The following is a 23979-nucleotide window of genomic DNA, read 5'->3' on the forward strand; positions in this document are numbered from 1 at the left end:
CTCCCGCACGCCTCTCACGCCTCCCACGCCCCCTGGGTCCCACATCTCCTCCGCGCCTCACACCCCCACCGCGCTCCACACCCCCCCCCCCCCCCCCCCCCCCCCCGGCCCCCCCCCCCCCCGGCCCGGCCCCCCCCCCCCCCCGCCCCCCCCCCCCCCCCCGGGGGGGGGGGGGGGCCGCCCCCCCCCCCGGGGGCGCCGGGGGGGGGGGGGGGGGGGGGGGGGGGGGGGGGGGGGGGGCCCCAGAACGATCGGCGCGGGCTTGGGGGGGCTCCCCCCTCCCCCGCCCCCCTCCCCTCCCCCCGATCGACTGTCAGCCCCCACCCCCACCACCCCCAGAACCAACCCCGATCAAGACCGGGTCAAACCCGCATCAAACCCCCATCTCCCCCTCCACCCGCCCACTCCGCACAGCGGCCACCAGTGCCGAGTGGTCTGCCTCTGTGCGGTCCGCGTAGGCCATGGCGAAGGCCGCGATGGCTTCGTCCAGTTCCTCGTTCTTGCCGCAGTAGCCGGCTATCAGGCGCGGGTCGGCGCTGTGGCTGTGGGCGCGGGCCAGCAGTGCTCCGGTCATGCGGGCGTAGTCGTCGACCTGGTCGGCGGCCAGTGCGGCGGGGTCGACGCTGCCCTTGCGGTTGCGGAACTGCCGTACCTGGTAGGGGCGGCCTTCGACCGTTGTCCAGCCCAGCAGGATGTCGCTGACGACCTGCATGCGCTTCTGGCCGAGTACGACGCGGCGGCCCTCGTGCTCCGCCTGCGGCACCGGGTGGCCGGCCGTTGCCAGGTGCGGGAGCAGGGCGGACGGTCGGGCCTCCTTGACCTGGAGGACCAGCGGCTCGCCGCGGTGGTCGAGGAGCAGCACCACATAGGAGCGGGTGCCGACGCTGCCGGTGCCGACGACCCGGAAGGCGACGTCGTGCACGGCGTACCGTCCGAGGAGCGGCAGGCGGTCTTCGGAGAGGGTCGTCAGATAGTGCTCCAGTGACGCGGCGACGGCGGTGGCCTCCGCGTCGGGTATGCGGCGCAGTACGGGTGGTGCGTCCAGGAAGCGGCGGCCGCCGTCCTCGACCGGCTCGGTGGATTTGGCCGCGAAGCGTCCGCTGGTGTTGGCGCGTGCCTTTTCGGAGACTCTTTCCAGGGTGCCGAGCAGGTCGTGGGCGTCGGTGTGGGAGACGAGTTCCTCGTCGGCTATCGCGTTCCATGCGTCCAGGACGGGGAGTTTGGCGAGCAGGCGCATGGTGCGCCGGTAGGCGCCGGCCGCGTCCTGGGCTGCCGCGCGGCAGGTGTCCTCGTCGGCTCCGGCTTCGCGGCCGGCCAGGACCAGTGATGTGGCGAGGCGTTTGAGGTCCCATTCCCAGGGGCCGTGGACCGTCTCGTCGAAGTCGTTCAGGTCGATGACGAGGCTGCCGCGGGCGTCTGCGTAGAGTCCGAAGTTGGCCGCGTGGGCGTCGCCGCAGATCTGGGCGCGGATCCCGGTGGTGGGGGTGCGGGCGAGGTCGTGGGCCATGAGTCCGGCCGAGCCGCGCAGGAAGGCGAAGGGGGTGGCGGCCATCCTTCCGACGCGGATGGGGGTGAGTTCGGGGAGGCGGCCGTGGTTGGACTCCTCGACGGCGGCGACCGCGTCGGGGCGGTCGGCGTCGATCACGAGGTCGGCGTGGGCGCCGCGTCGGACCCGGGCGCGCAGTGCCTTGCCCTCGTCCTTGGGTGTTTCCGGCGCGGGCCATGGTGCGAAGCCGCGCACCGCGGAGATCCTGCGCCGTTGTGACGGCAGTGCCGCCTCTGTCGTCGTGCTGGTCCCGGCCATGTCGACCGCCTCCCCCGTTGGTTCGTTCGTCCGAGTGCTGCGCGTCCACTCGCTGCGCGTCCGCTTGTGGCGCGTGCGTCCGCTCATCGGGTGTTCGCTCATTGGTTGTTCGCTTGTCGCTGCTGCTTGTCCGCCGGTGCCGTGGCCGTCTGCCGGAGCACCGTCCGCCCGTCCGCCGTAGCGCCGCAACACCGCAGCCGTGTGCTGCTGTGCTGCGGTGCTGCGGTGGTGGGGACAGCAACTGCGGATGACCGTACAGCGGGGGGCCGGGGGAGTGTCAGGGGCTGTGGACAAGTGCGGGGTTGTGGACAACCTGGTCGGGCCGGTCGGTGTGCGGTGTGGTGCCCGGGGCGTGTCCGGTGCAGGGCCAAGTGGACGTGCCGCACGGCGGCCGGGGCGGGGGCCGGGCATGATGCGGCTGTACGGCAGGGGCCGCGCGGGCGGGCGTGGCGGGTCGCACGGTGCGAGGAGAGCGGGGCCCCATGGCTGCGAGCGAGCACGGGACGGGGGGCGGGCACGAGCGGGACCGGCTGACCGCGCCGGAGGGGCTGGCGGCGCTGTCGCTGGACGCGTTGGCGTCCGTGGCGTACGGGCCGGAAGCCATTGTGATCGTGCTGGCGGTGGCCGGCAGTGTGGGTCTGGGGTACACGGTGCCGGTGACGGCGGCGATCGTGGTGCTGCTGACCGCGCTGACGTTCTCGTACCGGCAGGTCATCGCGGCCTTTCCGAACGGCGGCGGGGCGTATGCGGTGGCGGGGCGGCATCTGGGGCGGGGGGCCGGTCTGGTGGCCGCGGCCTCGCTGATCATCGACTATGTGCTGAATGTGGCGGTCTCGGTGTCCGCCGGTGTGGCGGCGCTGACCTCGGCGTATCCGGAGCTGTACAGGGACCGGGTGCTGTGGTGCGTGCTGGTGCTGGCGCTGATCACGGCGGTGAATCTGTACGGGGCGGCGGAGTCGGCGCGGCTGATGATGGTGCCGACCGGGGTGTTCATCGCGGCGGTGTTCACGGTGATCGCGGCGGGGCTGCTGCGCTCCCAGCCGGTCGCGCAGCCCACGCATCCGTCGGCCGGTGCGGTGCAGGGTGTGGGCCTGCTGCTGCTTCTGCACGCCTTCGCCTCGGGCTGTTCGGCGCTGACCGGGGTAGAGGCGATCGCGAACGCCGTGCCCACGTTCCGTTCGCCGCGGGTGCGGAGGGCGCAGCGCACGGAGGTGGCGCTGGGCGGTCTGCTGGGGGCGATGCTGCTCGGGTTGTCGTTTCTGATCAGCAGGTTCCATGTGGCGCCCGATCCGGCGAAGACGGTGCTGGCGCAGCTGACGGAGGCGTCGATCGGTCACAGCGTGGGTTTCTACGTGGTGCAGTTCGCGACGATGGTGCTGCTGGCGCTGGCGGCGAACACGTCGTTCGGGGGGCTGCCGGTGCTGGCGTCGCTGCTGGCCCGGGACAACTGTCTGCCGCATGTCTTCTGGCTGCGGGCCGACCGGCAGGTCTACCGGTACGGCGTGGTGGTTCTGGCCGTGGTGGCGCTGGTGCTGCTGGTGGCCGTGGAGGGGGACACCCAGGCACTGGTGCCGGTGTTCGCGATCGGGGTCTTCATCGGGTTCACGCTGTCGCAGGCGGGGATGGTGCGGCACTGGTGGCTGGACGGCGGTCCGGGCTGGCGCTGGCGGGCGGCGCTCAACGGTCTGGGGGCGGTGCTGACCGCCGCGGCCCTGGTGATCGAGCTGACGGCGAAGTTCCGTGAGCGGGGCTGGCTGGTGCTGGTGGCGGTGACGGTGCTGGTCGCCCTGTTCGTGTCGGTCCGCCGGGCGTACGGGCGGATCGGTGCGGCGCTGCATCTGGGGGAGCTGCCGGGGCGGCCGCGGCGGTGCCGGACGCTGGTGGTGGTTCCGGTCGGGGCGGTGAATGTGCTGACCCGGGAGGCGCTGGGTGCGGCGCTGTCGCTGGGGGACGAGGTGCGGGCGGTGACCGTGGTGCACACCGAGGGGCCGGACGCACGGGCCGAGGAGCTGTGTGAGGCGTGGAGTGCCTGGGGGCCGGAGGTTCCGCTGTCGGTGGTGCGGACGCCGTCCCGGTCGTTGACCCGTCCGCTCGTGGACTATCTGCGGGCGGTGGGTGCCGAGGGCCGGTACGAGCGTCTGGTGGTGGTCATTCCGGAGATGCATCTGCCCCGGCCGTGGCTGCGGTTGTTGCAGAACCAGCGGGGTGCGGTGCTGGACCGGGCGATCCGCCGGCACACCGGTGCGGTCATCTGCCGACTGCGGTTCCGTCTGGAGCTTCCGGCGTGAGGTCGGGAGGTCGTGGGGTCGTCGGATCGTGAGGTCTCGGGGCCCTAAGGACCGTAGTCGCGGGGCCCTAAGGACCGTAGTCGCGGGGCCGTAAGGGCCGTCGGACCCGGCGTGGTCCAATGGGGCTTCTGCCGCCGTGGACGAGGAGGCTCCGGAGTGACTCCCGAGCAGATGCGTTCCTTCTGTCTGTCCTTCAACGCGGCGGTGGAGGAGTTCCCCTTCTCCTCCTTCCGGGAGCTGTCCGTCTTCAAGGTGCTGGGCAAGGCCTTCGCCCTGACGAGCCTGGACGCCCGGCCGCTGACGGCGAATCTGAAGTGCGACCCGGAGGACGCGCTGCGGCTGCGGGGCGAGCATCCGGGGCTGATCGTCCCGGGGTGGCACATGAACAAGCGTCACTGGAACACGGTGACGCTGGACGGCGGGCTGCCGGACCGGCTGGTGCGGGAGCTGGTGGAGGATTCCTACGACCTGGTCGTCGCGGGTCTGCCGCGTGCCGCACGGCTGCGCCTCGACCGTCCCTGAGTGAACGGCCCGACCCGCCTCCCTCCTGTGCGTGGCCTCCCGCCCTCCTCCTGTGCGTCGCCCCTGCCCCGCCCGGGCCCCTCGGATGGGAGGGGTCCGGGCGGGGGTCGGTGGCGTCATGGCCGCCGGGCGGTGGGCGGCGGCCGGTCCCCCGTGCCGACGGATCCCGTTCGGCGCGGGGTGCGCCCTCCGGGCGGCGGATGCGCTGCTGTGCACCTGCCCGGAAGTCCTGGTGGGAGGGAGGGGACGGGGTTCAGCGAGGGGTCCGGAAGTCGCGCCGGTACCAGACCAGGGGCGGTGCCGCCGTGCCCCGGTTGTGCATCCCGGACAGTTCCCCGACGAGCAGGGTGTGGTCGCCGACGGGGATGCGGCGGGCCACCACGCACCGCAGGGCGATCGCGATGTCGGCGAGGTACGGCACGGTCGAGCCGGGCCAGTCGGCCAGGGGCACCCCCGAGAACCGGTCGACTCCCCTGGCGGCGAAGGTCCGGGCCAGTTCCCGGTGATCGTCCCCGAGGATGTTGACGCTGAACTCGGCCGCCCGGGACAGGGCCCCGAAGCAGCTGGACGTCTGCGACATCCCGACGAGGAGGAGTGGGGGATCGAGGGACACGGAGGTCACCGAGCTGGCGGTGAAGCCCCATGGACGTCCGTCGGTGTCCCGGGCCGTGACGACGGTCAGCGGTGCCGCGAGGAAGGACATCGCCTCGCGGAACTCCGCGCCGCCCACCGCGGGCGGGCTGTCTCCGATCTGTGTGCTCACCATGCGTACCTCCCGCTGGGGGCTATCGGCCGGACGGGGACTGCCGGGCGGCGTCCCGTGCCTGGGCGGCGAAGTCGTCCTTCTGTTCCGACACCCACTGCTGTGAGGCGCGTCGGCTGGTCAGGGCGCCGGTGAAGTGCGGGGCCACATAGCGGGCGAGGAGTTCGTAGCTGCGCCTGGTCTGTTCGCGGGTGGCCCAGTCCTGGGTGTTGACGAGCAGCGTGCCGAAGCCTCCGCTGTCGTCGAGCATGCGCTGGACGGACTCGATGGCGTCGTCGACGGAGCCGATGATGGCGGTCCGGGTCTCCACGGCGACCTCCGCCTCGCGGCCCACGGGAAGGCTGGCCTGGGCGCCGACGGTGTCCCGGACGTACTCGCGGAACCAGCGGGTCATGCCGTCGCGGACCTGGCCGAGGGCCTCTTCGCGGGTCTCCGCGATGTGGACGCAGATGGCGACACGCCACTTGGCGCGGTCGACGGTCTTTCCGTACCGGGCCGCCTCGTCCTCCGCGGCCGCCCACAGCCGGGCCAGGGGCGGTTCCTCCATGCCGGGGCGTCCGGCGAAGGTGAGCGCGTCGAGGCCGTACCGTCCGGCCAGGCGCATGCCCCGTTCGGAGCCCGCGCTGGCGACGGCCATGTCGAAGCAGGGCCTGGTGTAGGGCTTGAGGTGGAGGCGGGCGTCGCGGAGTTCGAACCAGTCGGTCTTGACGGTGACCGGTTCGTCGCCGGTGAGCAGCTGCACCAGGGCGTCGAGGGACTCGGCCATCATGCGGCGCTGGTCGCCCGCCGCGATGCCCATCATGTGGGCGTCCGCGGGGGACACTCCGGCGCCCATGCCGAACATGGCGCGGCCCCGGCTCTGGTGGTCCAGCTGCACGATGCGGTTGGCGGCGGTGAGGGGGTGGTGGTAGGGCAGGCTGACGACTCCGGTGCCGAGTTTGATCCGGCGGGTCCGTTCGGCCGCCGCGGCGAGGAAGACCTCCGGGGAGCTGACGGTGGACCAGCCGCCGGAGTGGTGCTCGCCCACCCAGGCCTCGTCGATGCCGAGCACGTCCAGCCACTCGATGAGGTCCAGGTCGCGCCAGAAGGCGGTGGTGGGATCCTCGTCGAGGGAGTGGAAAGGCGGGATGAACGCGCCGAAGCGGAGAGTCATCGCTGGCTTCCTTCGTTGTCGTGTCGTGACGGTGTGCGGGCGTGGTCGAGCCAGGAGGTCAGCTCGTCCGCGAGGCGGCGCAGCCGGGGTTGCTGCATGACGGTGTAGTGGTCGCCGGGCAGGTCGACGATCCGGGTGTCGTGCGGGAAGAGGGCCTTCCAGGCGGTCACCGCGGTGTCCGGGGCGCCGTCCTGTGCGCGCAGGAAGCGGACGGGGCCCGGGTAGGGGTGGGGCTCGTGGGCGAGCAGGGCCCGGAAGTTGCGGGCGAAGCGTGCGTAGATGGCGGCGAGGGTGGCGGTGTCCAGGTCGGGCGGGAGGACGGAGCGGTGGCGGGCCTCGGTGTGGAGTGCGGCCAGCGCGTCGGGCAGGGCGCCCGCGGTGCGGAAGGCGGCCGGGTCGGGTTCCCAGGTGTGTCCGCCCAGGCCCGCGAGGTCGCGGGCGAACCAGGACAGCAGTACGGCGTCGTCGACGGGCTCCCCCGCGGCGGGACCCGGCGGTTCCATGAGGTCGATGACGGTGACGGATTCGACGTGGCGGCCCGCGCGGGTGAGGTGCCGGGCGGTCTCCAGGGCCACCACACCGCCCATGGACCAGCCGCCGAGCCGGCAGGGGCCCTCGGGATACGCCTCGGTGACGGCGTCGGCGTAGTGGGCGGCGAGGTCGGCGACGGTGGTCAGCTCGGGGCCGTCGGGCACCTGGAGGGCATAGAACGGCTGCTCCGGGTCGAGGAGTTGGGCAAGTTCGGCGTAGCAGAGGACGTCGCCGCCGACGGGGTGGACGAAGAAGAGCGGGGGGCGGCTTCCCTCGGTGCGGATGGGGACGAGTGCGGTGCGGGCGGTGGTGGCGCCGGTGTCGCGGACGGCTTCCGCGAGGGTGGCGATGGTCGGCCGGGCGAAGAGGACCGAGAGGGGCAGTGAGCGCTTCAGGCGGGCGCCGATCCTGGCCATGAGCCGCACCGCGAGCAGGGAGTTCCCGCCGAGGGCGAAGAACCCGGTGTGCACACCGAAGGGGGTGTCGGGGAAGAACTCGGTCCAGATGGAGGCGAGTTCGGCCTCGATGGCGTCGCGGGGGGCGACGGCGGCCTGGTCGTCGTCGGGGCGGGTGCCGGGCTGCGGCAGTGCCGTGCGGTCGACCTTGCCGTTCGCGGTGAGCGGCAGCGCGTCCAGGATCAGGATGTGCTGCGGGACCATGTAGGCGGGCAGTGTCTTGCCCAGGGTTTCGCGCAGCCGGTCGGGGGCGGCGGCCGGGTCGTGGCCCTCGTCGAGGACGGCGTGGGCGACGAGTTGTTTGGCGCCCTGCCGCTCGCCCACGGCGGACACCACCGCGGCGCGGACCCCGGCGCACTGGGCGAGGGCGGCCTCGATCTCGCCGAGTTCGATGCGGTAGCCCTGGACCTTCACCTGGAAGTCCTCGCGGCCGAGGAACTCGATGGTGCCGTCGGGCAGATAGCGGCCGAGGTCGCCGGTGCGGTAGAGGCGTTCCCCGGTGGCCGGGTGGCGGACGAAGGCGGCACGGGTCTTGGCCTCGTCGCCGAGGTAGCCGCGGGCGAGTCCGGCGCCGCCGATGCAGAGCCGGCCGGGCACCCAGACGGGGCAGGGCTGCATCGCGTCGTTGAGGACGTGGAACTGCTGGCTGCGCATCGGTGTGCCGTAGGGGATGCTCGCGCGGGCCGGGTCGACGTCGGTGACGGGGTGCAGGATCGACCAGATGGAGGCCTCGGTGGCGCCGCCCAGGCTCCATACGGCCGCGTCGGGCACCAGGGCGCGGATGCGGTCGGGGAGGGTGACGGGGATCCAGTCGCCGCTCATCATCACGGTGCGCAGCGGGAGGGCGGGGCCGAGGCCCTCGGCGAGGGCGTGTTCGGTGAACATCTCCATCAGGGTGGGGACGCTGTTCCACAGGGTGACGCGGTGCTCGGTGACGAGCTGCGCCCAGCGGCCGGGCTCCCGCTGGGCGGCGGGTTCCGGCAGTACGACGGCGCCGCCCGCGGCGAGGACGCCGAAGATGTCGTAGACGGAGAGGTCGAAGTTCAGCGCGGACAGGGCGAGGACCCGGTCGTCGGCGGTGACGGAGAACCGTTCGTTGATGTCGAGGCAGGTGTTCAGGGCGCCGGTGTGTTCGATCATCACGCCCTTGGGGGTGCCGGTGGACCCGGAGGTGAAGATGACGTAGGCGAGGTCGTCCGGGCGGGCCGGGGACGGGGTCAGGGGTGTGGTGTCCGTGGGCCGGGGGCCGGGGCGGTCGACGCTGAGGCGTACGGTGCCGTCGGGCCAGGCGGTGCGTTCCTCCACCCGCTGCTGGGTGAGGACGAGGGTGATTCCGGCGGACTCCAGCAGCAGCCTGAGGCGTTCGGCGGGTACGGCGGCGTCGACGGGCACGTAGGCGGCCCCGGACTTCAGTACGCCGACGGCGGCGGCGATCTGCTCCCAGCCCTTCTCCATGACGATGCCGACCAGGGTGCCCGGGCGTGCGCCCTGCTCGCGGAGCCAGTGGCCCAGCAGGTCGGTACGGGCGTCGAGTTCGCCGTAGGTGAGGGTGCGGCCGGGGGCGATGACGGCGGTGCGGGCGGGGTGGGCGGCGGCCTGCTCGGTGAACGGCTGGTGCAGCAGTCCGGTGGGAAGGGGTGCGTCGGTGGCGTTGACGGCCCGGCGCACCGCGAGGTCGGTGTCGGGGACCAGGACCGGGGCGGGCCGCTGCCAGGCGTCCGGGTCGTGGCACAGCCCGCGCAGGACGTCCACATGGGCCGCGAACATCGCGTCGATCATGCCCTCGGGGAAGATCTCCTCGACGGCGTCCCAGTTCACCACGAGGGCCCCGGCGTCCTCGACGACCTGGTGGTCCAGCCACACCTGGGGGGTGCGGATCGAGGTGGACACCTCCTGCCCGGCGCTGCCGAGGGAGGTCAGGTGCTGGGTGAGGCCGGTGGCGGCCGCGGAGTCCTCCTTGGCGGCGAAGTTGACGGTGCTGGCGAACACCACGGGCATGGCGGCCCGGCCCGCTCCGCCGCGCGCCCGCTGGAGTTCGCGCAGCACCTCCACACCGCTGACATGGCTGTGTTCCAGGTCGTTCCACAGCTGCTTCTGGATGCGGTCGGCGCGTACGGCGAAGCCGTCGGCGGCGGTGCTGTCGATCTCCAGCAGGGTGGTGGCGCTGAAGTTGCCGACGACGCTGCCGACGTCCGGGTGCAGCGGAAGCCGGTTGAAGAACAGCAGGTTGAGGGTGAAGCGGCTGGATTTGCTCCAGGCGGCGAGCACTTGGGCGTAGGCGGTGCACAGGGCCGCGGAGGGGGTGACGCCGAGAGCGGCCGCCCGCTGCTTGAAGCGGGCCCAGTCCTCGGCCGGGATGCGGTGGGAGCGGTGGGTGAAGACCGGCCGGTCGAGGGAGGCCGGGTTGCCCGCGAGGGGCAGTTCGGGTGCGGGCGGCAGGGTGTCGATGCGTGCGCGCCAGTACTCCAGGGACGCGGTGTGCGGCGGGGTGCCCTCCAGGGAGCGGGCGGTGACCACGTAGTCCCGGTAGGTGAGGGGCAGTTCGGGCAGTGCGGCCGCCCCGCCGCGGTAGGCGGCCGCCCATTCGCGGAACAGCAGGGAGGTGCTCCAGGCGTCGATGATCAGGGCGTCCAGGCCGATGTGCAGCCGGGTGCGCCGGTCGTCGAGCAGGGTGGCCCGCACATCGAACAGCGGCCAGCGGGTGGTGTCGAAGACCTGGTCGCGGACCTCCTCGTGGATGCCCCGCAGCAGCCGCTCCCGCTCGTCGCCGTGGTGGGCGCGCAGGTCGGTGGTGCGTATCTCGTACGGCGGTACGTCGGCCAGGACCCGCTGGTGGCCGTCCTCGGTCATGACGGCGCGCAGCATGTCGTGCCGGGCGATCATGAGTCGCAGTGCGTCGGTGAGGCGGGTGAGGTCGGTGTCCTCGACGTCGACCTCCAGGAAGAAGTACGTGGAGACGTTGCCGAGTTCGAAGGCGCTGGAGCGGCCCACCAGATAGGCCTGCTGGAGGTCGGTCAGCGGGAACGGCTCGTGCCGGGCGGGGGGGTCGGGGACGAGGACCGGCAGGGCGCCGCGCCCGGCCCGGGACGGCCGGGCCGTACCGGACTCCCCGGTGCCGTCGCCGGTGCCGCCCCCTGTGCCCCGGCCGGCGCCGTGGCCCATGCCGTCGCCGGTGCTGCCGTCGGTGCTGTCCCCGCTGCTGTCGCCGGTGCTGGCGCCGGTGCCGAGCAGGCCGAGGATCTCCGTGCCGAGGGTGTGCGTACTGCGCCCGTCGAGGAAGATCACCAGCGGCAGGGACACGCCGAGCCGGGCGGCGAGGGCCTCCTTGACCTCCAGGGCCATCAGCGAGTCCAGGCCCAGGTTCTGCAACGGCTCATGGACATCCAGGCCGGACGCGTCACTGCCGAGGGCCCGGGCCACCGTCCGCGCCACCAGCTCCCGTACGGCGTCGGGGCCGTCCGGGACCGGCTGCCCGGCGGGAGGCTGCGGAAGGGCGCGGGGAGCGGGCCGCTCCCGGGAGGGGCCCGGGCGCAGCAGCTGCCCGCGGTCGGCGCGCCGCAGACACACCCCGTCCGCCTCGGCCAGCGGCTGCCCCTCGTCGTCGTAGAGGACGGCCTCGGCGAGCAGCATCGCGGCCGGGTCCGAGGACGGCAGCAGCCGGACCCGGCAGTGGGTGGGGCCGTCGTCCGGGGCGCGGTGCAGGAGGAAGCGGTCGATGCCGACGAGGAGGTAGGTGGCGTCCGCCGGGGTGTCGGGGGGCAGGCAGGCGAACAGGGTCTGGAACAGGGCGTCGGTCAGGCCGGGGTGCAGCAGATAGGCGTCCTTCTCGTCGGGGCGCGGCGGCCGCATCCGGGCCAGCGCCTCCCCGTCGCCGCCGTGGATGTGCTCGATCCACTGGGCGGACGGCCCGAGATACAGCTTCCGCCGCCACATGCGGCGGTGGAAGTCGTCGCCGGACATCTCCCGGGTGAGCCGCCCGCGCAGGGCGTCCAGATCGGCGGGCGTCGCGGCCGGGGAGGCCGGGCCGATCCTGCCCTGCGCGTGCAGGGTCCAGGAGCCGGGGTCGCCGTCGGCGCCGGAGGGGGCGGCGAAGTAGCGGTAGACGGCGGCCCCGCCGGGGGCTGTCTCGTCCACCAGGAGCTGCACCTCGGCGCGCTCCCCGGGTTCGAGGACCATGCTCTGGAGCACCAGGCAGTCCTCGACCAGCACCGGGCCCGGGCCGTGGAGCAGCCGGGACGCCTCCAGGGCGGTCTCCAGATAGACCCCGATGTTGACCACCGGCAGTCCGTCCATCACGCAGTCGCCCAGGCACGGATGGGACTCGGCGGCGAGGGTGGCGGCGAACTGGGCGGTCGGCAGCGGGGAGGCGGCCCGCTCACCGAGCAGCGTCCGCGACAGCCCGTCCGCGGAACCGGACACCGCCGGGGAACCGTACTCCGCCCCGGAGCCCGACGCAGCCGGGGAGCCGGACACCGTCCCATGGCCGGACGCCGTCTGAAGGCCGGTCGCAGCCCGGCTGCCGGTCCGGAACCAGTGGCGGTCGCGCTGGAAGGCGTAGGTGGGCAGTTCGGTGCGGCGGCGGCCGCGTCCGGCGTCGTAGCGATCCCAGTCGACCGCCACCCCACGGGTGTACAGGGCGCCCAGACTGTCCAGCAGCACCTGCCAGTCGTCATGGCGGGGGCGCAGCGACGGCAGGAACAGCGGCGCCTCGTCCGGATCCGTGCCCGGGCCGAGGAACCGGCGTGCCATGCCGCTGAGCGTGGGCGCCGGCCCCACCTCCAGGAACAGGCGGTGGCCCTCCCCGTGGAGGGTGGTCATGCCCTCGTGGAACCGTACGGCCGCGCGGGCGTGCTCCCGCAGATAGCGGGCGGTGAACGCCTGCTCGCCGTCGAGGATCCGCCCGGTGACATTGGAGACCACCGGGATCCGGGGCGCGCGGAAGGCCACCTTGGCGGCCTCCTGTTCGAACGCGTCGAGTGCGGGCTCCACCAGCGGCGAGTGGAAGGCGCGGGTCGCGGTCATCCGCCTGGCTCGCACGCCCTGCCCGGACAGTTCGGCGAGGACCTCGTCCAGCGCGGGTGCGCGGCCCGACAGGACGATGCTCTCCGGACCGTTGACGGCCGCGACGGACACGCCCTCCGCCCGCTGCCGCAGCAGGGGGGCGACCCGCTCCTCGGCGGCGAAGACCGCGGCCATGGCGCCGTCCCCGGCGAGGTCGTGCATGAGCCGTCCCCGGCGCGCGGCGAGCCGCAGCCCGTCGGTGACGTCCATGGCCCCGGCGACGGTGGCCGCGACCAGTTCGCCGATGCTGTGGCCCAGGACGGCTGCGGGCTCGACGCCCCAGGACCGCCACAGCTCGGCGAGCGCGTACTCGACGGCGAACAGGGCGGGCTGCGTCCAGCAGGTGTCGTGGATCAGCCCGGCGTCCTCGGGCGCGGGATCGAGCACGGACAGCAGCGGGCGGCCGGTCAGCGGGCGCAGCACCGCGTCGCACTCGTCGAGGACCCGCCGGAAGACCGGCTCCGTGGCGTACAGGGTGCGGGCCATGCCCGGGTACTGGGCCCCCTGCCCGGTGAACAGGAAGACCACCTGCGGCCGGCTCCCGGCCCGGACGCGGCCCTGCCGGATGCCCGCGGGCCGCCCTCCGGCGGCGTACTCGGCGAGCCGCCGGGCCGTCTCCCCGGCGGAGGACCCGGTCACGGCCAGCCGGTGGGAGAGGTGCGAGCGGCCGGTGGCGGCGGTGAAGCAGAGGTCGCCGAGTTCGCCGTCCGCCGCCGCGGCGAGCCGCTCGTGGTAGCGGGCGGCCAGGGCGGTGAGCGCCTCGGGGGACCGGGCGGACAGCGTCAGCAGCTGCGCCGTGCGCTCCGGTCCGGCCGCGGCCGCCGCGGCGGCGGTGTCCTCGGGCGCCTCCTCGACGACGACATGGGCGTTGGTGCCGCTGGCGCCGAAGGAGCTGACACCGGCGATCCGGGGCGCGGCCCCCCGCGGCCACGGGCGGCCCCCGGCCGGGATCTCCAGGGCGAGATCCTCGATGCCGATCTCCGGGTTGACCTCGGAGAGGTGCAGATGCGGGGGGATGCGTTCATGGCGCAGCGACAGGATGACCTTGATCAGCCCGGCGACCCCGGCGGCGGGCTCCAGATGGCCCACGTTGGTCTTGACCGACCCCACCAGCAGCGGGCCCGCGTCGCCGCGCTCGCCCAGGACGGCGTCCAGGGCGCGCAGTTCCAGCGGGTCGCCGAGGGGGGTGCCGGTGCCGTGCGCCTCGACATAGCCGACCTGGGCCGGTTCGACGGAGGCCGCCCGCAGGGCCCGGCGGATCACCGCCTGCTGCGCGGCCGAGTTGGGGACGGTGACCCCGCTGCTGCGCCCGTCGTGGTTGACGGCGGAGCCCCGGATCACGGCGAGGATCCGGTCCCCGTCCGCCCGCGCGTCGGCCAGCCTTTTCAGTACGACGATGCCGCAGCCCTCGCTGCGGACATAGCCGTCCGCGCGGGCGTCGAACGTCTTGCACCGGCCGTCCGCCGCGAGCATGTGCGCCTGGGACGCCACCACGAACCACTCCGGTGACAGCAGTACGTTCACCCCGCCCGCCAGCGCCAGCGACGTCTCCCCCGAGCGCAGGCTCTGGCAGGCCAGGTGCACCCCGACCAGGGAGGAGGAGCAGGCGGTGTCCACGGACAGGCTCGGGCCGTTGAGACCGAGCCAGTACGACAGCCGTCCGGCGGCGAAGGTGGAGGCGTTCCCGGTGAGGCTGTAGGCGGTCAGCTCGGCCGGGTCGGCCTGCTGCATCTGCGTCTGGAGGTAGTCGTAGGTGGTGATGCCGAAGTAGACGCCGGTGTCGGAGCCCCGCAGGCTCTCCGGTGACCGCCCCGCGTGCTCCAGGGCCTCCCAGCCCACCTCAAGCAGCAGCCGCTGCTGGGGGTCGAGGGCGGCGGCCTCCCGGGGGGAGACACCGAAGAAGGGGGCGTCGAACCGGTCGACGCCGTCGAGGAATCCACCGCGCCGGGTGGACATCTTGCCGGGGGCGTCCGGGTCGGGGTCGTAGAAGTGCCCGACGTCCCAGCGTCCGGCGGGGATGTCGCCGATGCCGTCGCCGCCCCGGTCGAGGAACTCCCAGAACGCCTCGGGGCTGTCGGCACCGCCCGGCATGCGGCAGGCCATGCCGACGACGGCGACGGGTTCCGAACCGGCCTGCTCGGCCGCCTCGAGTTCGGCGCGCAGCCGCCGGATCTCCTGAAGGCTCCGGGCAAGGACTGACTGACGCTCACGACCGTGCTCGGTCATCGGGATCCTCCTGCGGTACGGGTCGAGGCGCGGACTTCTTCGTCCAGCAGGGCGAGGAGTTCGTCCTCGGAGAGGTCCTCGGGGGCGCCGGCGGGGGCGGGGGCGGGGTCGGTGGCAGCGGTGGGGTCCGTTGCGGGGGCGGTGGGTCCGGTCGCGGGACCAGCGCTGTCGGGCGCGGGGGCCCTGTCGTTCCTAGCGGCGGTGTCGGTCACCGGTGGGGTGCCGGTCGTCGGTGGGGTGTCGCCGTCCGTCGCGGCGGGCGGCCGCGGGCCCGGTCCGCCGGAGTGCCGGTCCAGGAGCCGTTCGGCGAGGACCAGCAGATGCGCGGAGAGCGCCTCGACCGAGGGGTGTTCGAACATCACCGGAGCGGGCAGCCTGCGCCCGAGCCCCGCCTCCAGCTGCACCCGCACCCGGGCGGCGAGCATCGAGTCCATGCCCATCTGGAAGAACCCGGCGTCCGGGTCGACGCGCTCCGGGGGCATCTCCAGCACCTCGGCCACGGCGTGCAGCACGGTCTCCCGGAGCACCGCCCCGCGTTCGGCGGCGGCCGCCAGCCGCTCGTACAGCGCGGTCCGCGGCTCCGCGCCCGGCACCACGGCGGACTCGGCGGCCGGGGCGAGGGGTTCCGGGATCCGCGCGCGGTCGGCGGGGCGCGCGCTGCGGAACCAGAAGCGCTGGTGCTGCCAGGTGTAGGCGGGCAGCGGGACGGGGCGCCCGCCGTCGGGCAGCAGCGTCTCGGGGGCGGGCGCGGGCAGGCCGTGGGTGTGGAGGGCGCCGAGGATGCGGAGCATGCCGTGCGTCTCGGGTCCCTCGCGCCGCATGGCCGGCAGGGCGAGCCCCTCGCGTTCGCCGGACTCAAAACCCTGCTCGACGGCCGACAGCAGCACCGGATGCGGGCTCATCTCCACGAACACCCCGTGGTCGCGGGCGATGAGCGACCGCACGGCGTCCCAGAACAGCACCGGCTCGCGCAGATTGCGCATCCAGTACTCGGCGTCGAAACCGGAGCCGTCGGTCGCCTCGCCGGTGACCGTGGACAGGATCGGGATGCGGGACGGTACGGGCGCCAGTCCCGCGAGGTCGGCGAGGAGTTCCTCGCGCAGCGGATCCACCTGGGGGCTGTGCGAGGCCACGTCGACCTTCACCGGGCGGCAGAAGACATTGCGGGACCGCAGCGTCTCCGCCAGGTCGACCAGGGTGCGCGGGTCCCCGGACAGCACCGTGGAGGTGGGGCTGTTGCTGACCGCCACGGACACCCGGTCCCGGCAGTCCTCGACCAGCCGCCCCGCCTGGTCCAGGGGCAGCGCCACGACCAGCATCGCGCCCTGGCAGCTGATGCGGCGCAGCAGGGCGCTGCGGCGGCAGATGACCCGGGCGGCGTCGTCCAGGCCGAGCGCCCCGGCGATGTGCGCGGCCGCCACCTCCCCCATGCTGTGGCCGACCACGGCGTCCGGTTCGACGCCGTGGGAGCGGCACCGGGCGGCGAGACCGACGGCCAGGGCGAACAGGCCGGGCTGGATCAGATCGATACGGTCCAGGGCCGCGTCGCCGTCGAGCCGCATCACCGCGTCCACGATGGAGCGGCCCCCGAGGTAGGGGCGCATGGCGTCGTCGCACTCGCCGACCGCCGCGCGGAACACCGGGCAGGAGTACAGCAGTTCGCGGCCCATGCCGGGCCGCTGGGAGCCCTGTCCCGGGAAGACGAAGACGGTGCCGTCGGCCACCGCTCCGGTCGCCCGGCCGGTGACCACGCCCGGCTCCTCCTCCCCGTCCAGCCACCGGGTGAGCCGGTCGGCCGCCTCCTGGTGCGATCCGGCGACGACGGCGAGCCGGTGGTCGTGGCGGGTACGGCGCAGGGTCGCCGTGTGGACGATGTCGTCGAAGCGGTGGGCGCGGCCCCCGGCGGACCGCAGCCGGTCCCGGTAGGCGCGGGCCAGGGGCGCCAGCGCGTCGCCGGTGGCCGCGGAGATGGGCAGCAGCCAGGGCCCCTCCCCGGCCGGGGGCCGCTTGTCGGACTCCGCCGCCGGGGCGGGGCCGAGGATGACATGGGCGTTGGTGCCGCCCGCGCCGAAGGAGCTGACGGCCGCGTGCCGCCGTTCGTCGGGCACGGTCCAGGGGCGCAGCGAGGTCGGTACGACGAACCGGGTCCCGTCGAGGTCGATGTGCGGGTTGAGGTTCGTCAGATGCAGATGGGGCGCGATGGCGCGGTGGTGGATGCTCAGCGCGGCCCGGATCAGCCCGGCCATTCCGGCCCCGGCCTCCAGATGGCCGATGTTGGTCTTCACCGAGCCGAGCGCGCAGCCCTCGCCGTCGGCGCCGGGAGCGCCGTAGACGGAGCCGAGCGCCTCCACCTCGATGGGGTCGCCGAGGGCGGTTCCCGTGCCGTGCGCCTCCAGCAGGGTCACCTGGGAGGGGTCGAGGCGGGCGTTGCGCAGGGCCTGCCGGATCACCTGCTGCTGGGACAGCCCGTTGGGTGCGGTGAGTCCGTTGGTCAGGCCGTCCTGGTTGACGGCGGAGCCGCGGACGACCGCCCAGATCCGGTCGCCGTCGGCCTGCGCGTCGGTCAGCCGTTTCAGCACGAGTACGCCGATGCCCTCGCCGCGGGCGTAGCCGTTGGCCTCCGCGTCGAAGGTCTTGCAGCGTCCGTCGGGGGCCAGCGGCAGCCCCTGGGCGTGGGCCCGGGCCAGGGCGGGCGACAGGATCAGGTTGAGGCCGCCGACGACGGCCGTGTCGCAGTCCCGGTTGCGCAGGCTCTGGGCCGCCAGGTGCACGGCCACCAGCGAGGAGGAGCAGGCGGTGTCCAGGGTCATGCTGGGCCCGCGCAGGTCCAGTACGTACGACAGCCGGTTGGCGATGATGCAGTTGGTGCCGCCCGTCACGGTGTAGGTGTCGACGGCGGCGTCCGCCAGCTGGAGCTGGAGGTAGTCGGAGGCGTTGGCGCCGACGAAGACCCCGGTCGGGCTGGACCGGAGCTTCTCCCGGGTCAGTCCGGCGTCCTCCAGCGCCTCCCAGGCCACTTCGAGGAAGTGGCGCTGCTGGGGGTCCATCCGGGCCGCCTCGCGCGGGGATATCCCGAAGAAGTAGGGGTCGAAGCGGTCGACACCGTCGATGAAACCACCGAGCGGGAGCGGCCCGTCGTCCCCGTCGGCCGGAGAGCCGCCCGACGAGGAACCGCCCGACGAGGAACCCCCCGGCGGGCGGAGTTCAAAACGGTCCTCGGGGACCTCGCCGATGGTGTCGACGCCTTCGGAGACCACCTTCCAGAAGGCGTCGGGTGACCTCACCCCGCCCGGCAGCCGGCATCCCATGCCGACCACGGCGATGCCCTCCCGCTTCGCCAGCTCCAACGCGTCGACCTTGCCGCGCAGTTGGCGGACGGCCGCGAGGGCCTTGGTCATGGGGGTGTCGGCGGGGGGTGCGGCCGTGGCCGCATCCCGGTCCCCGGACGCCCCGGATGTGCCGCTCATGCTAGATGGTCTCCATCCGCTCGTTGAGCTCGGCGAGTTCACGTTCGAGGAGTTCCTCGGGGCCCGCGGCTCCCCCGGCCGCTGCACCACCGTCCGAGGCCGGAGCCGGTGCGACCGGATCCCCCGCCGCCGGGCGCCCCGGGCCCTCAGCCGGGTCGCCGCCCTCCTCGTCGAGCACCAGCCCGAGCTTTCCGGCCAGGAAGAGGGCGAGGTCCCGGATGGTCGGGTGGTTCCAGATGAGGGTGGCCGACAGCCGGATGCCGAAGGTCCCTTCGAGCCGGTTGCGCAGCTCCAGCGACATCAGGGAGTCGATGCCGAGGGACCGCAGCGGCCGGTCGGGGTCCACCCGGCGGGCGGGCAGCTTCACGACCTGGGCCACGTTCTCCCGCACCGCCGCCTCCAGCGCCGTACGCCGCTCCGCTCCCCCGGGCAGCGCCGCCAGACGCTCCCGCAGGGCGCCCGGGGCGGCGGCCGGACCGGCGCTCCCGGACCGACCGTTCCCGTCCGGCGGGGCGGGCGGGGCCGCGGCGAGCACGGGAACGGACGCGAGGCGGACGATGCGCAGGCCGAGGACCTCGGCGAGCGGGGTCCCGTCCGGTGCGAGGACCAGGACGTCGACCTCCCACCTGCCGTCGCCCGCCGCCCGGCACACGGCATGCGCCCGCACCTCACCGGCCGCTGTGCCATGGACCGCCGCCCGGCTCATCCCCTCGCTCAGGAAGCCGCCCTCGGTCGTCCAGTCCGCGCCGAGCAGCGGCGCCACGGCCGTCTGGAGGGCGCAGTCCAGCAACGCGGGCGGCACCGTGTGGCCCGTGCCGGGCCAGCCCTCCGGGGACGGCGGCGCGATCCACGCCAACGCCTCGCCGTCACCGCGGGCGATCCGGGTGATGCCCTGGTAGGCGGGGCCGTAGCCGAGACCGCAGGCGGCCAGCGCCCGGTAGTAGCCGGGGCCGTCGAGCGTCTCGGCCGTCCGCGCGGCGAGGCGCTCCCCGTCGGCCGGGGCCGACGGCGTTTCCGGTACGTCCGCCGCCGACAGCTCCGCCTCGGCCACACAGACGGGCCCGTTCTCCTCGGAGACGAAGAAACGGATCCGCGCCCGCTGTTCGCCGGAGCCCTCCAGGACCGCCTGCACCCGTGCGCTGCCCGTCCCGGGAAGCACCAGCGGCTGCTGGAACAGCACCTCGGACAGCACATGCCGGTCGCCGGGCAGCACCTGCCGGGCCGCGCTGAGCGCCATGTCCACGAACGCCGCCCCGGGCACCACGGCCGCCCCGCCGATGAGATGGTCCCGTACGGCCGCGGTCCCGGCGTTCAGACCCGTCTGCCAGTAGTGGGTGCCGGGCTGGACCGCCGAGTCGATCCGCTCGCCCAGCAGCCCCTGGAGCGGGGCGGACCCGGTCTCGGCGGGAGCGCCGTGCGACCCGTGCCAGAAGCGTTCCCGCTGCCACGGATAGTGCGGCAGGCCCCGGCCGCGGGCCGCGGGGGTCGCCACCCGGTCCAGCCGGGCCGGGACGCCCAGCACATGCAGCCGCCCCAGCGAGGCCAGCAGGGTGTCCCGCTCGCCCTCGTTCCTGCGCAGCGACGGCAGTACGGCGGTCTCGGCGCCGAGTCCGGCGGCCACCTGCTCCACGGCGGGCAGCAGAATGGGGTGCGGGCTCATCTCGGCGAAGGCGTCCACGCCCTCCCGCACCAGACGGGCGATCTGGTCCCCGAAGAGCACCGGCTCGCGGAGGTTGTCCACCCAGTAGGCGGCCGTCATCTCCGTGCCGCCGACGAGGTCGCCGGTGACGGTCGAGTAGACCGGCACGGCCGCCGGGCGCGGCGCGAGGCCCTCCAGCGCCGACAGCAGCTCCGGCCGCAGCGGGTCCATCTGCGGGCTGTGCGAGGCGACGTCCACCTTCACCCAGCGGCAGAAGACGTCATCCGCCTCCAGCTCCCGGGCCACCTCGGCCAGGACCTCCCGGTCCCCGGACAGCACCGTGGAGCGGGGGCCGTTGTTGACCGCGACGGAGACGGCGCCCTCCCGCCCGGCGAGGACCCGGTGGGACTCCTCCATGGTGAGTTCGACCGCGAGCATCGCGCCCCGGCCGCTGGTACGGCGCAGCAGACGGCTGCGCAGACAGATGATCCGCGCGGCGTCCTCCAGGCTCAGCACTCCGGCCACATGGGCGGCGGCGACCTCGCCCATGCTGTGTCCGACCACCGCGTCGGGCTCCACGCCCCAGGACCGCCACAGCGCGGCGAGCGCCACCTCCACGGCGAACAGCACCGGCTGCACGACATCGATGCGGTCGGCCGCGGGATCCGGTGCGACGGCGGTCAGCCGCTCCAGGACCGACCAGTCCACAAAGGCTCGGGCCGCCTCGTCGCACTCCCGCAGCGCCGCGTGGAACACCGGCTCACGGTGCATCAACTCCCGGCCCATACCCGGCCACTGGGAGCCCTGGCCGGGGAAGACGAACGCCACCCGGGGCCGCTTCCCGGCCGCCCGGCCGGAGGTGTACAGCCCGGCGGTCCGCTCACCGCGCGCATGCGCCGCCAGGGCGTCCGCCAGCTCCTCCCGGTCCCGGGCCACGACCGCCAGCCGGTACGGATGCTGCGCCCGCGGCAGAGCCGCCCGCACCAGCCCGGCCAGCCCACCGTCCCCTACAACACGCCCGCCGCTCCCAGCGACTCCGCCGCCCCCGACGCGGTTGGCGACCTCGGCCCCACCACCCCCGGCGCAGTCGGCAACCTCGGCGCCACCGCCACCCCCCACCCCCACCGCGGCCCGCCCCGCCAACTCCCGCAGCGCATCAGCAGACTTGGCCGACAGGACGAACAACTCGGCGTCCGACGCGTCCCCCCGGCCCGGCAGCCGTATCTCCGTGCCGAGGCGGGCGAGTGCCTCCAGGGTTTCGGCCAGGCCCGTGCGGTCGTCGTCGCCGCGGCGCATGGTGGGCAGGACCGTCGCGGTGCGCCCGAAGTCGTCCGCGCTCTGCTGGAGCGCGGGTACGAGCACCGGGTTGGCGCTGATCTCCAGCAGGACGTCGAACTTCTCCCGCAGCAGATGCGCCGTCGCGTCAGCGAGCCGCACCTGTTCCCGCAGATTGCGCGCGAAGTACCCGGGGGTCACGTCCCGCGGGTCCAGGGGGCGCCCGGTGACCGAGGAGATGACGGGGATGCGCCCCGGCCGCCCGGCGATGCCCGCGAGGGCCCGTTCCAGATCGGCCATGACGGGGTCGATGGCCGGGCTGTGGGCGGCCAGATCGACGCGGATCATGGCGCACAGCACGCCCTCCGCCTTGAGCCCGGCGACGATCTCCTCCAGTTCCGCCCGGCCGCCCGCCAGCGCCGTGGTGCGCGGCCCGTTGCGGGCGGCCACGCACGCCGGGGAGTTCCGCGCGGCGAGCCGCGCCTGAAGCGCGTCGGCGTCCAGCTCGACCACGGCCATCCCGCGGTCCGGCCCGGCCACCCGGCGCTGCTGGTCGCTGTAGTGGTGGACCAGCCGTACCGCGTCGGGCAGGTCGAGCACCCCGGCGATGACACAGGCGGCGATCTCGCCGAGGCTGTGGCCGACCACGGCGCCGGGCCGTACCCCGCAGGACTCCAGCCAGGCGGCGAGCCCCACCTGGACGGCGAAGACGACGGGCTGCATGACACCGACGTCGCCGGTGCGGGCCTGCGGTTCGTCCAGGAACAGTTCCTCGACGAGCGAGAAGCCCGCGTGGCGGGCGAGTTCGCGGTCGCACTCCTCCAGGACGGACCGGAAGACCGGCTCGGTGCGGTAGAGACCGCGTGCCATGCCGACCCACTGCTGCCCGTACGGGGAGCAGACGAAGGCGATCCGGGGCCGTCCCGGCAGACCGCGGGCCGCGACGGCGGGCAGTTCCATCGGGGCGGGATCGCGGTAGCCCTCCAGCACCGCGTGGACATTGGTGCCGCCCCAGCCGAAGGCGCTCACCCCGGCGTACGGCGCGCCGCTCTCGGGCCAGGGTTCGGCCTCGGTCGGCACCCGGAGCCGCAGTTCACCGAAGGGGATGTGCGGGTTGGGCTGCTCGAAGTGGAGGTTCCGCGGCACCCGCCGGTGCTTGAGCGCCAGGGCGGTCTTGATGAATCCGGCGATCCCGGCCGCCGCCTCCAGATGCCCGGTGTTGGTCTTCACCGAGCCGATGCGCAACGGCGCGTCCTGCGGCCGTCCCCTGCCGAGGACCTCGCCCAGGGCCATGGCCTCGATGGGGTCGCCCAGGGCGGTGCCGGTGCCGTGGGTCTCCACGTAGTGCACCTCGTGCGGCGCCACCCCGGCCCTGCCGTAGGCGGTCCGCAGCACCTCCTCCTGGGCCGCCGGGTTGGGGGCGGTGAGACCGTTGCTGAGGCCGTCGTTGTTGGCGGCGGTCGCACGGATCGTGCACCAGATGCCGTCCCCGTCGGCCAGGGCCCGGGACAGCGGTTTGAGGACGACGACCCCGCAGCCCTCCCCGCGTCCGAAGCCGTCGGCGCGGGCGTCGAAGGCCTTGCAGCGGCCGTCCGGCGACAGCCCGCCGAACTTGCTGAGGGACGCCATGGTGCCGGGGCTCAGCAGCAGGTTGACCCCGCCCGCGAGCGCCATGGACGACTCGCCGGTCCAGATGCTCTGGCAGGCGAGGTGCACCGCGAGCAGGGAGGAGGAGCAGGCGGAGTCGAGGACCACGCTCGGCCCGCGGAGTCCGAGGACGTACGACAGCCGGTTGGCGATCATGTTCAGGGCCCGGCCCGTGGCCGAGTGCGACGACAGGTTTCCGGCGCCGCCGGGGGCGAGATCCGCGTAGTCGTGCCAGATCGCTCCGGCGAACACTCCGGTGGCGCTGCCCGCGAGATCGCTCTCGGTAATTCCCGCGTCCTCCAGGGCCTCCCAGGCGACTTCGAGGAACAGCCGCTGCTGCGGATCCATCTCCACGGCTTCCCTCGGGGAAATACCGAAGAAAAGCGGATCGAACTCGTCGACCGGCCCGTCGAGAAATCCCGCTTCGGTGGTGGTCATTTCGAACGGGGCGGGTGAACGCGGCGCCCCGACGGGCCAGCGGCCCTCCGGTACGGTCCTGACCGCGTCCTTTCCCTCCTCCAGCAGGTTCCAGAAGGCGTCGACGCCGTCGGCGCCGGGGAAGCGGCACGCCATGCCGACCACGGCGACGGGCTCCTGCCCCCGGCATCCCGCGGCCGGCGTCCGGCGGGCCGCAGGAGCGCCCCCGGCGTCGGGCCCGGCACCGGGGACGTCCCCGGCGACGATGCGGGCGGCGAGCGCGCCAATGGTGGGGTGAGCCCATAAAAGGGCGGGTGACCAGTGCTTTCCCGTGGCCCGGGACAGGGCCGCCATCAGGCTTGTGGCCCGCATGGAGTCCATGCCGAGACCGGAGAACAGCTCGTCGTCGTCACGGTCGCCGATCTCCCGGCCGACCAGTTCGGCCACCCGGGAGCGCAGCCATGAGGCGACCCCTCCGGGCGTTTCGAGATCAATGGAGATCGGCTTTTCACCGGCATCACCGAATGACACCGTGTACCCCCCGTCCTAACGATCCAGGGCACCTCAAGTGCCCGCATTAGGAAATAGACAGCCGCAGAATGATCAACGATCAAGAAGCGTCCACAATGAGCCGCCGAAGCGACCCTCTGTTTTTCAAAAGCGGTCGCTTGACGGGCATGACCCTACGGATTCAGCCTCCCGCAAGTCAAGCACCTTTACTCCTGGTCAGG

8 protein-coding genes are annotated in these 23979 nt (G+C 73.8%); 2 read left to right on the forward strand and 6 right to left on the reverse strand.

Annotated features, from left to right (window positions below; all coding sequences use genetic code 11):
- Positions 1-373: 373 nt before the first annotated feature.
- Positions 374-1804, reverse strand: a complete 1431-nt coding sequence (locus ACIHAA_RS25105) for a DUF2252 domain-containing protein (RefSeq protein ID WP_399820857.1) — start codon at positions 1802-1804, stop codon at positions 374-376.
- 482 nt (positions 1805-2286) lie between these two features.
- On the opposite strand from ACIHAA_RS25105, the gene ACIHAA_RS25110 reads away from it, so the two are divergent.
- Together ACIHAA_RS25110 and ACIHAA_RS25115 are read left to right on the forward strand one after the other, a co-directional pair.
- Positions 2287-4092: an APC family permease gene (locus ACIHAA_RS25110; RefSeq protein WP_399820858.1), complete on the forward strand. Its 1806-nt coding sequence runs from the start codon at positions 2287-2289 to the stop codon at positions 4090-4092.
- A 156-nt stretch (positions 4093-4248) separates the two neighbouring features.
- Positions 4249-4614, forward strand: coding sequence for an MmcQ/YjbR family DNA-binding protein (locus tag ACIHAA_RS25115; RefSeq protein ID WP_399820861.1), 366 nt, complete (start codon positions 4249-4251; stop codon positions 4612-4614).
- Between the two features lie 253 nt (positions 4615-4867).
- Here ACIHAA_RS25115 and ACIHAA_RS25120 read toward each other — a convergent pair whose 3' ends face one another.
- From ACIHAA_RS25120 to ACIHAA_RS25140, 5 genes are read right to left on the reverse strand one after another with little or no spacing between them, the layout of a single operon-like run.
- Positions 4868-5380, reverse strand: a complete 513-nt coding sequence (locus ACIHAA_RS25120; RefSeq protein ID WP_399820864.1) for a flavin reductase family protein — start codon at positions 5378-5380, stop codon at positions 4868-4870.
- A gap of 19 nt (positions 5381-5399) precedes the next feature.
- Positions 5400-6530 carry an LLM class flavin-dependent oxidoreductase gene (locus ACIHAA_RS25125; protein WP_399820865.1) on the reverse strand — a complete coding sequence of 377 codons (1131 nt, stop codon included), beginning with the start codon at positions 6528-6530 and terminating at the stop codon, positions 5400-5402.
- Positions 6527-14803, reverse strand: coding sequence for an amino acid adenylation domain-containing protein (locus ACIHAA_RS25130; protein WP_399820868.1), 8277 nt, complete (start codon positions 14801-14803; stop codon positions 6527-6529). Before ACIHAA_RS25130 ends, ACIHAA_RS25125 begins: the two co-directional genes overlap by 4 nt.
- Positions 14800-18270: a type I polyketide synthase gene (locus ACIHAA_RS25135; protein ID WP_399820870.1), complete on the reverse strand. Its 3471-nt coding sequence runs from the start codon at positions 18268-18270 to the stop codon at positions 14800-14802. The genes ACIHAA_RS25130 and ACIHAA_RS25135 overlap by 4 nt, the downstream gene beginning before the upstream one ends.
- Before the next feature lies 1 nt (position 18271).
- Positions 18272-23779 (reverse strand): acyltransferase domain-containing protein, encoded by a 5508-nt coding sequence (locus ACIHAA_RS25140; RefSeq protein WP_399820871.1) that lies wholly within the window; start codon positions 23777-23779, stop codon positions 18272-18274.
- Positions 23780-23979: the final 200 nt, after the last annotated feature.

Source organism: Streptomyces sp. NPDC052040 (genome assembly GCF_044548405.1).
Classification (GTDB): domain Bacteria; phylum Actinomycetota; class Actinomycetes; order Streptomycetales; family Streptomycetaceae; genus Streptomyces.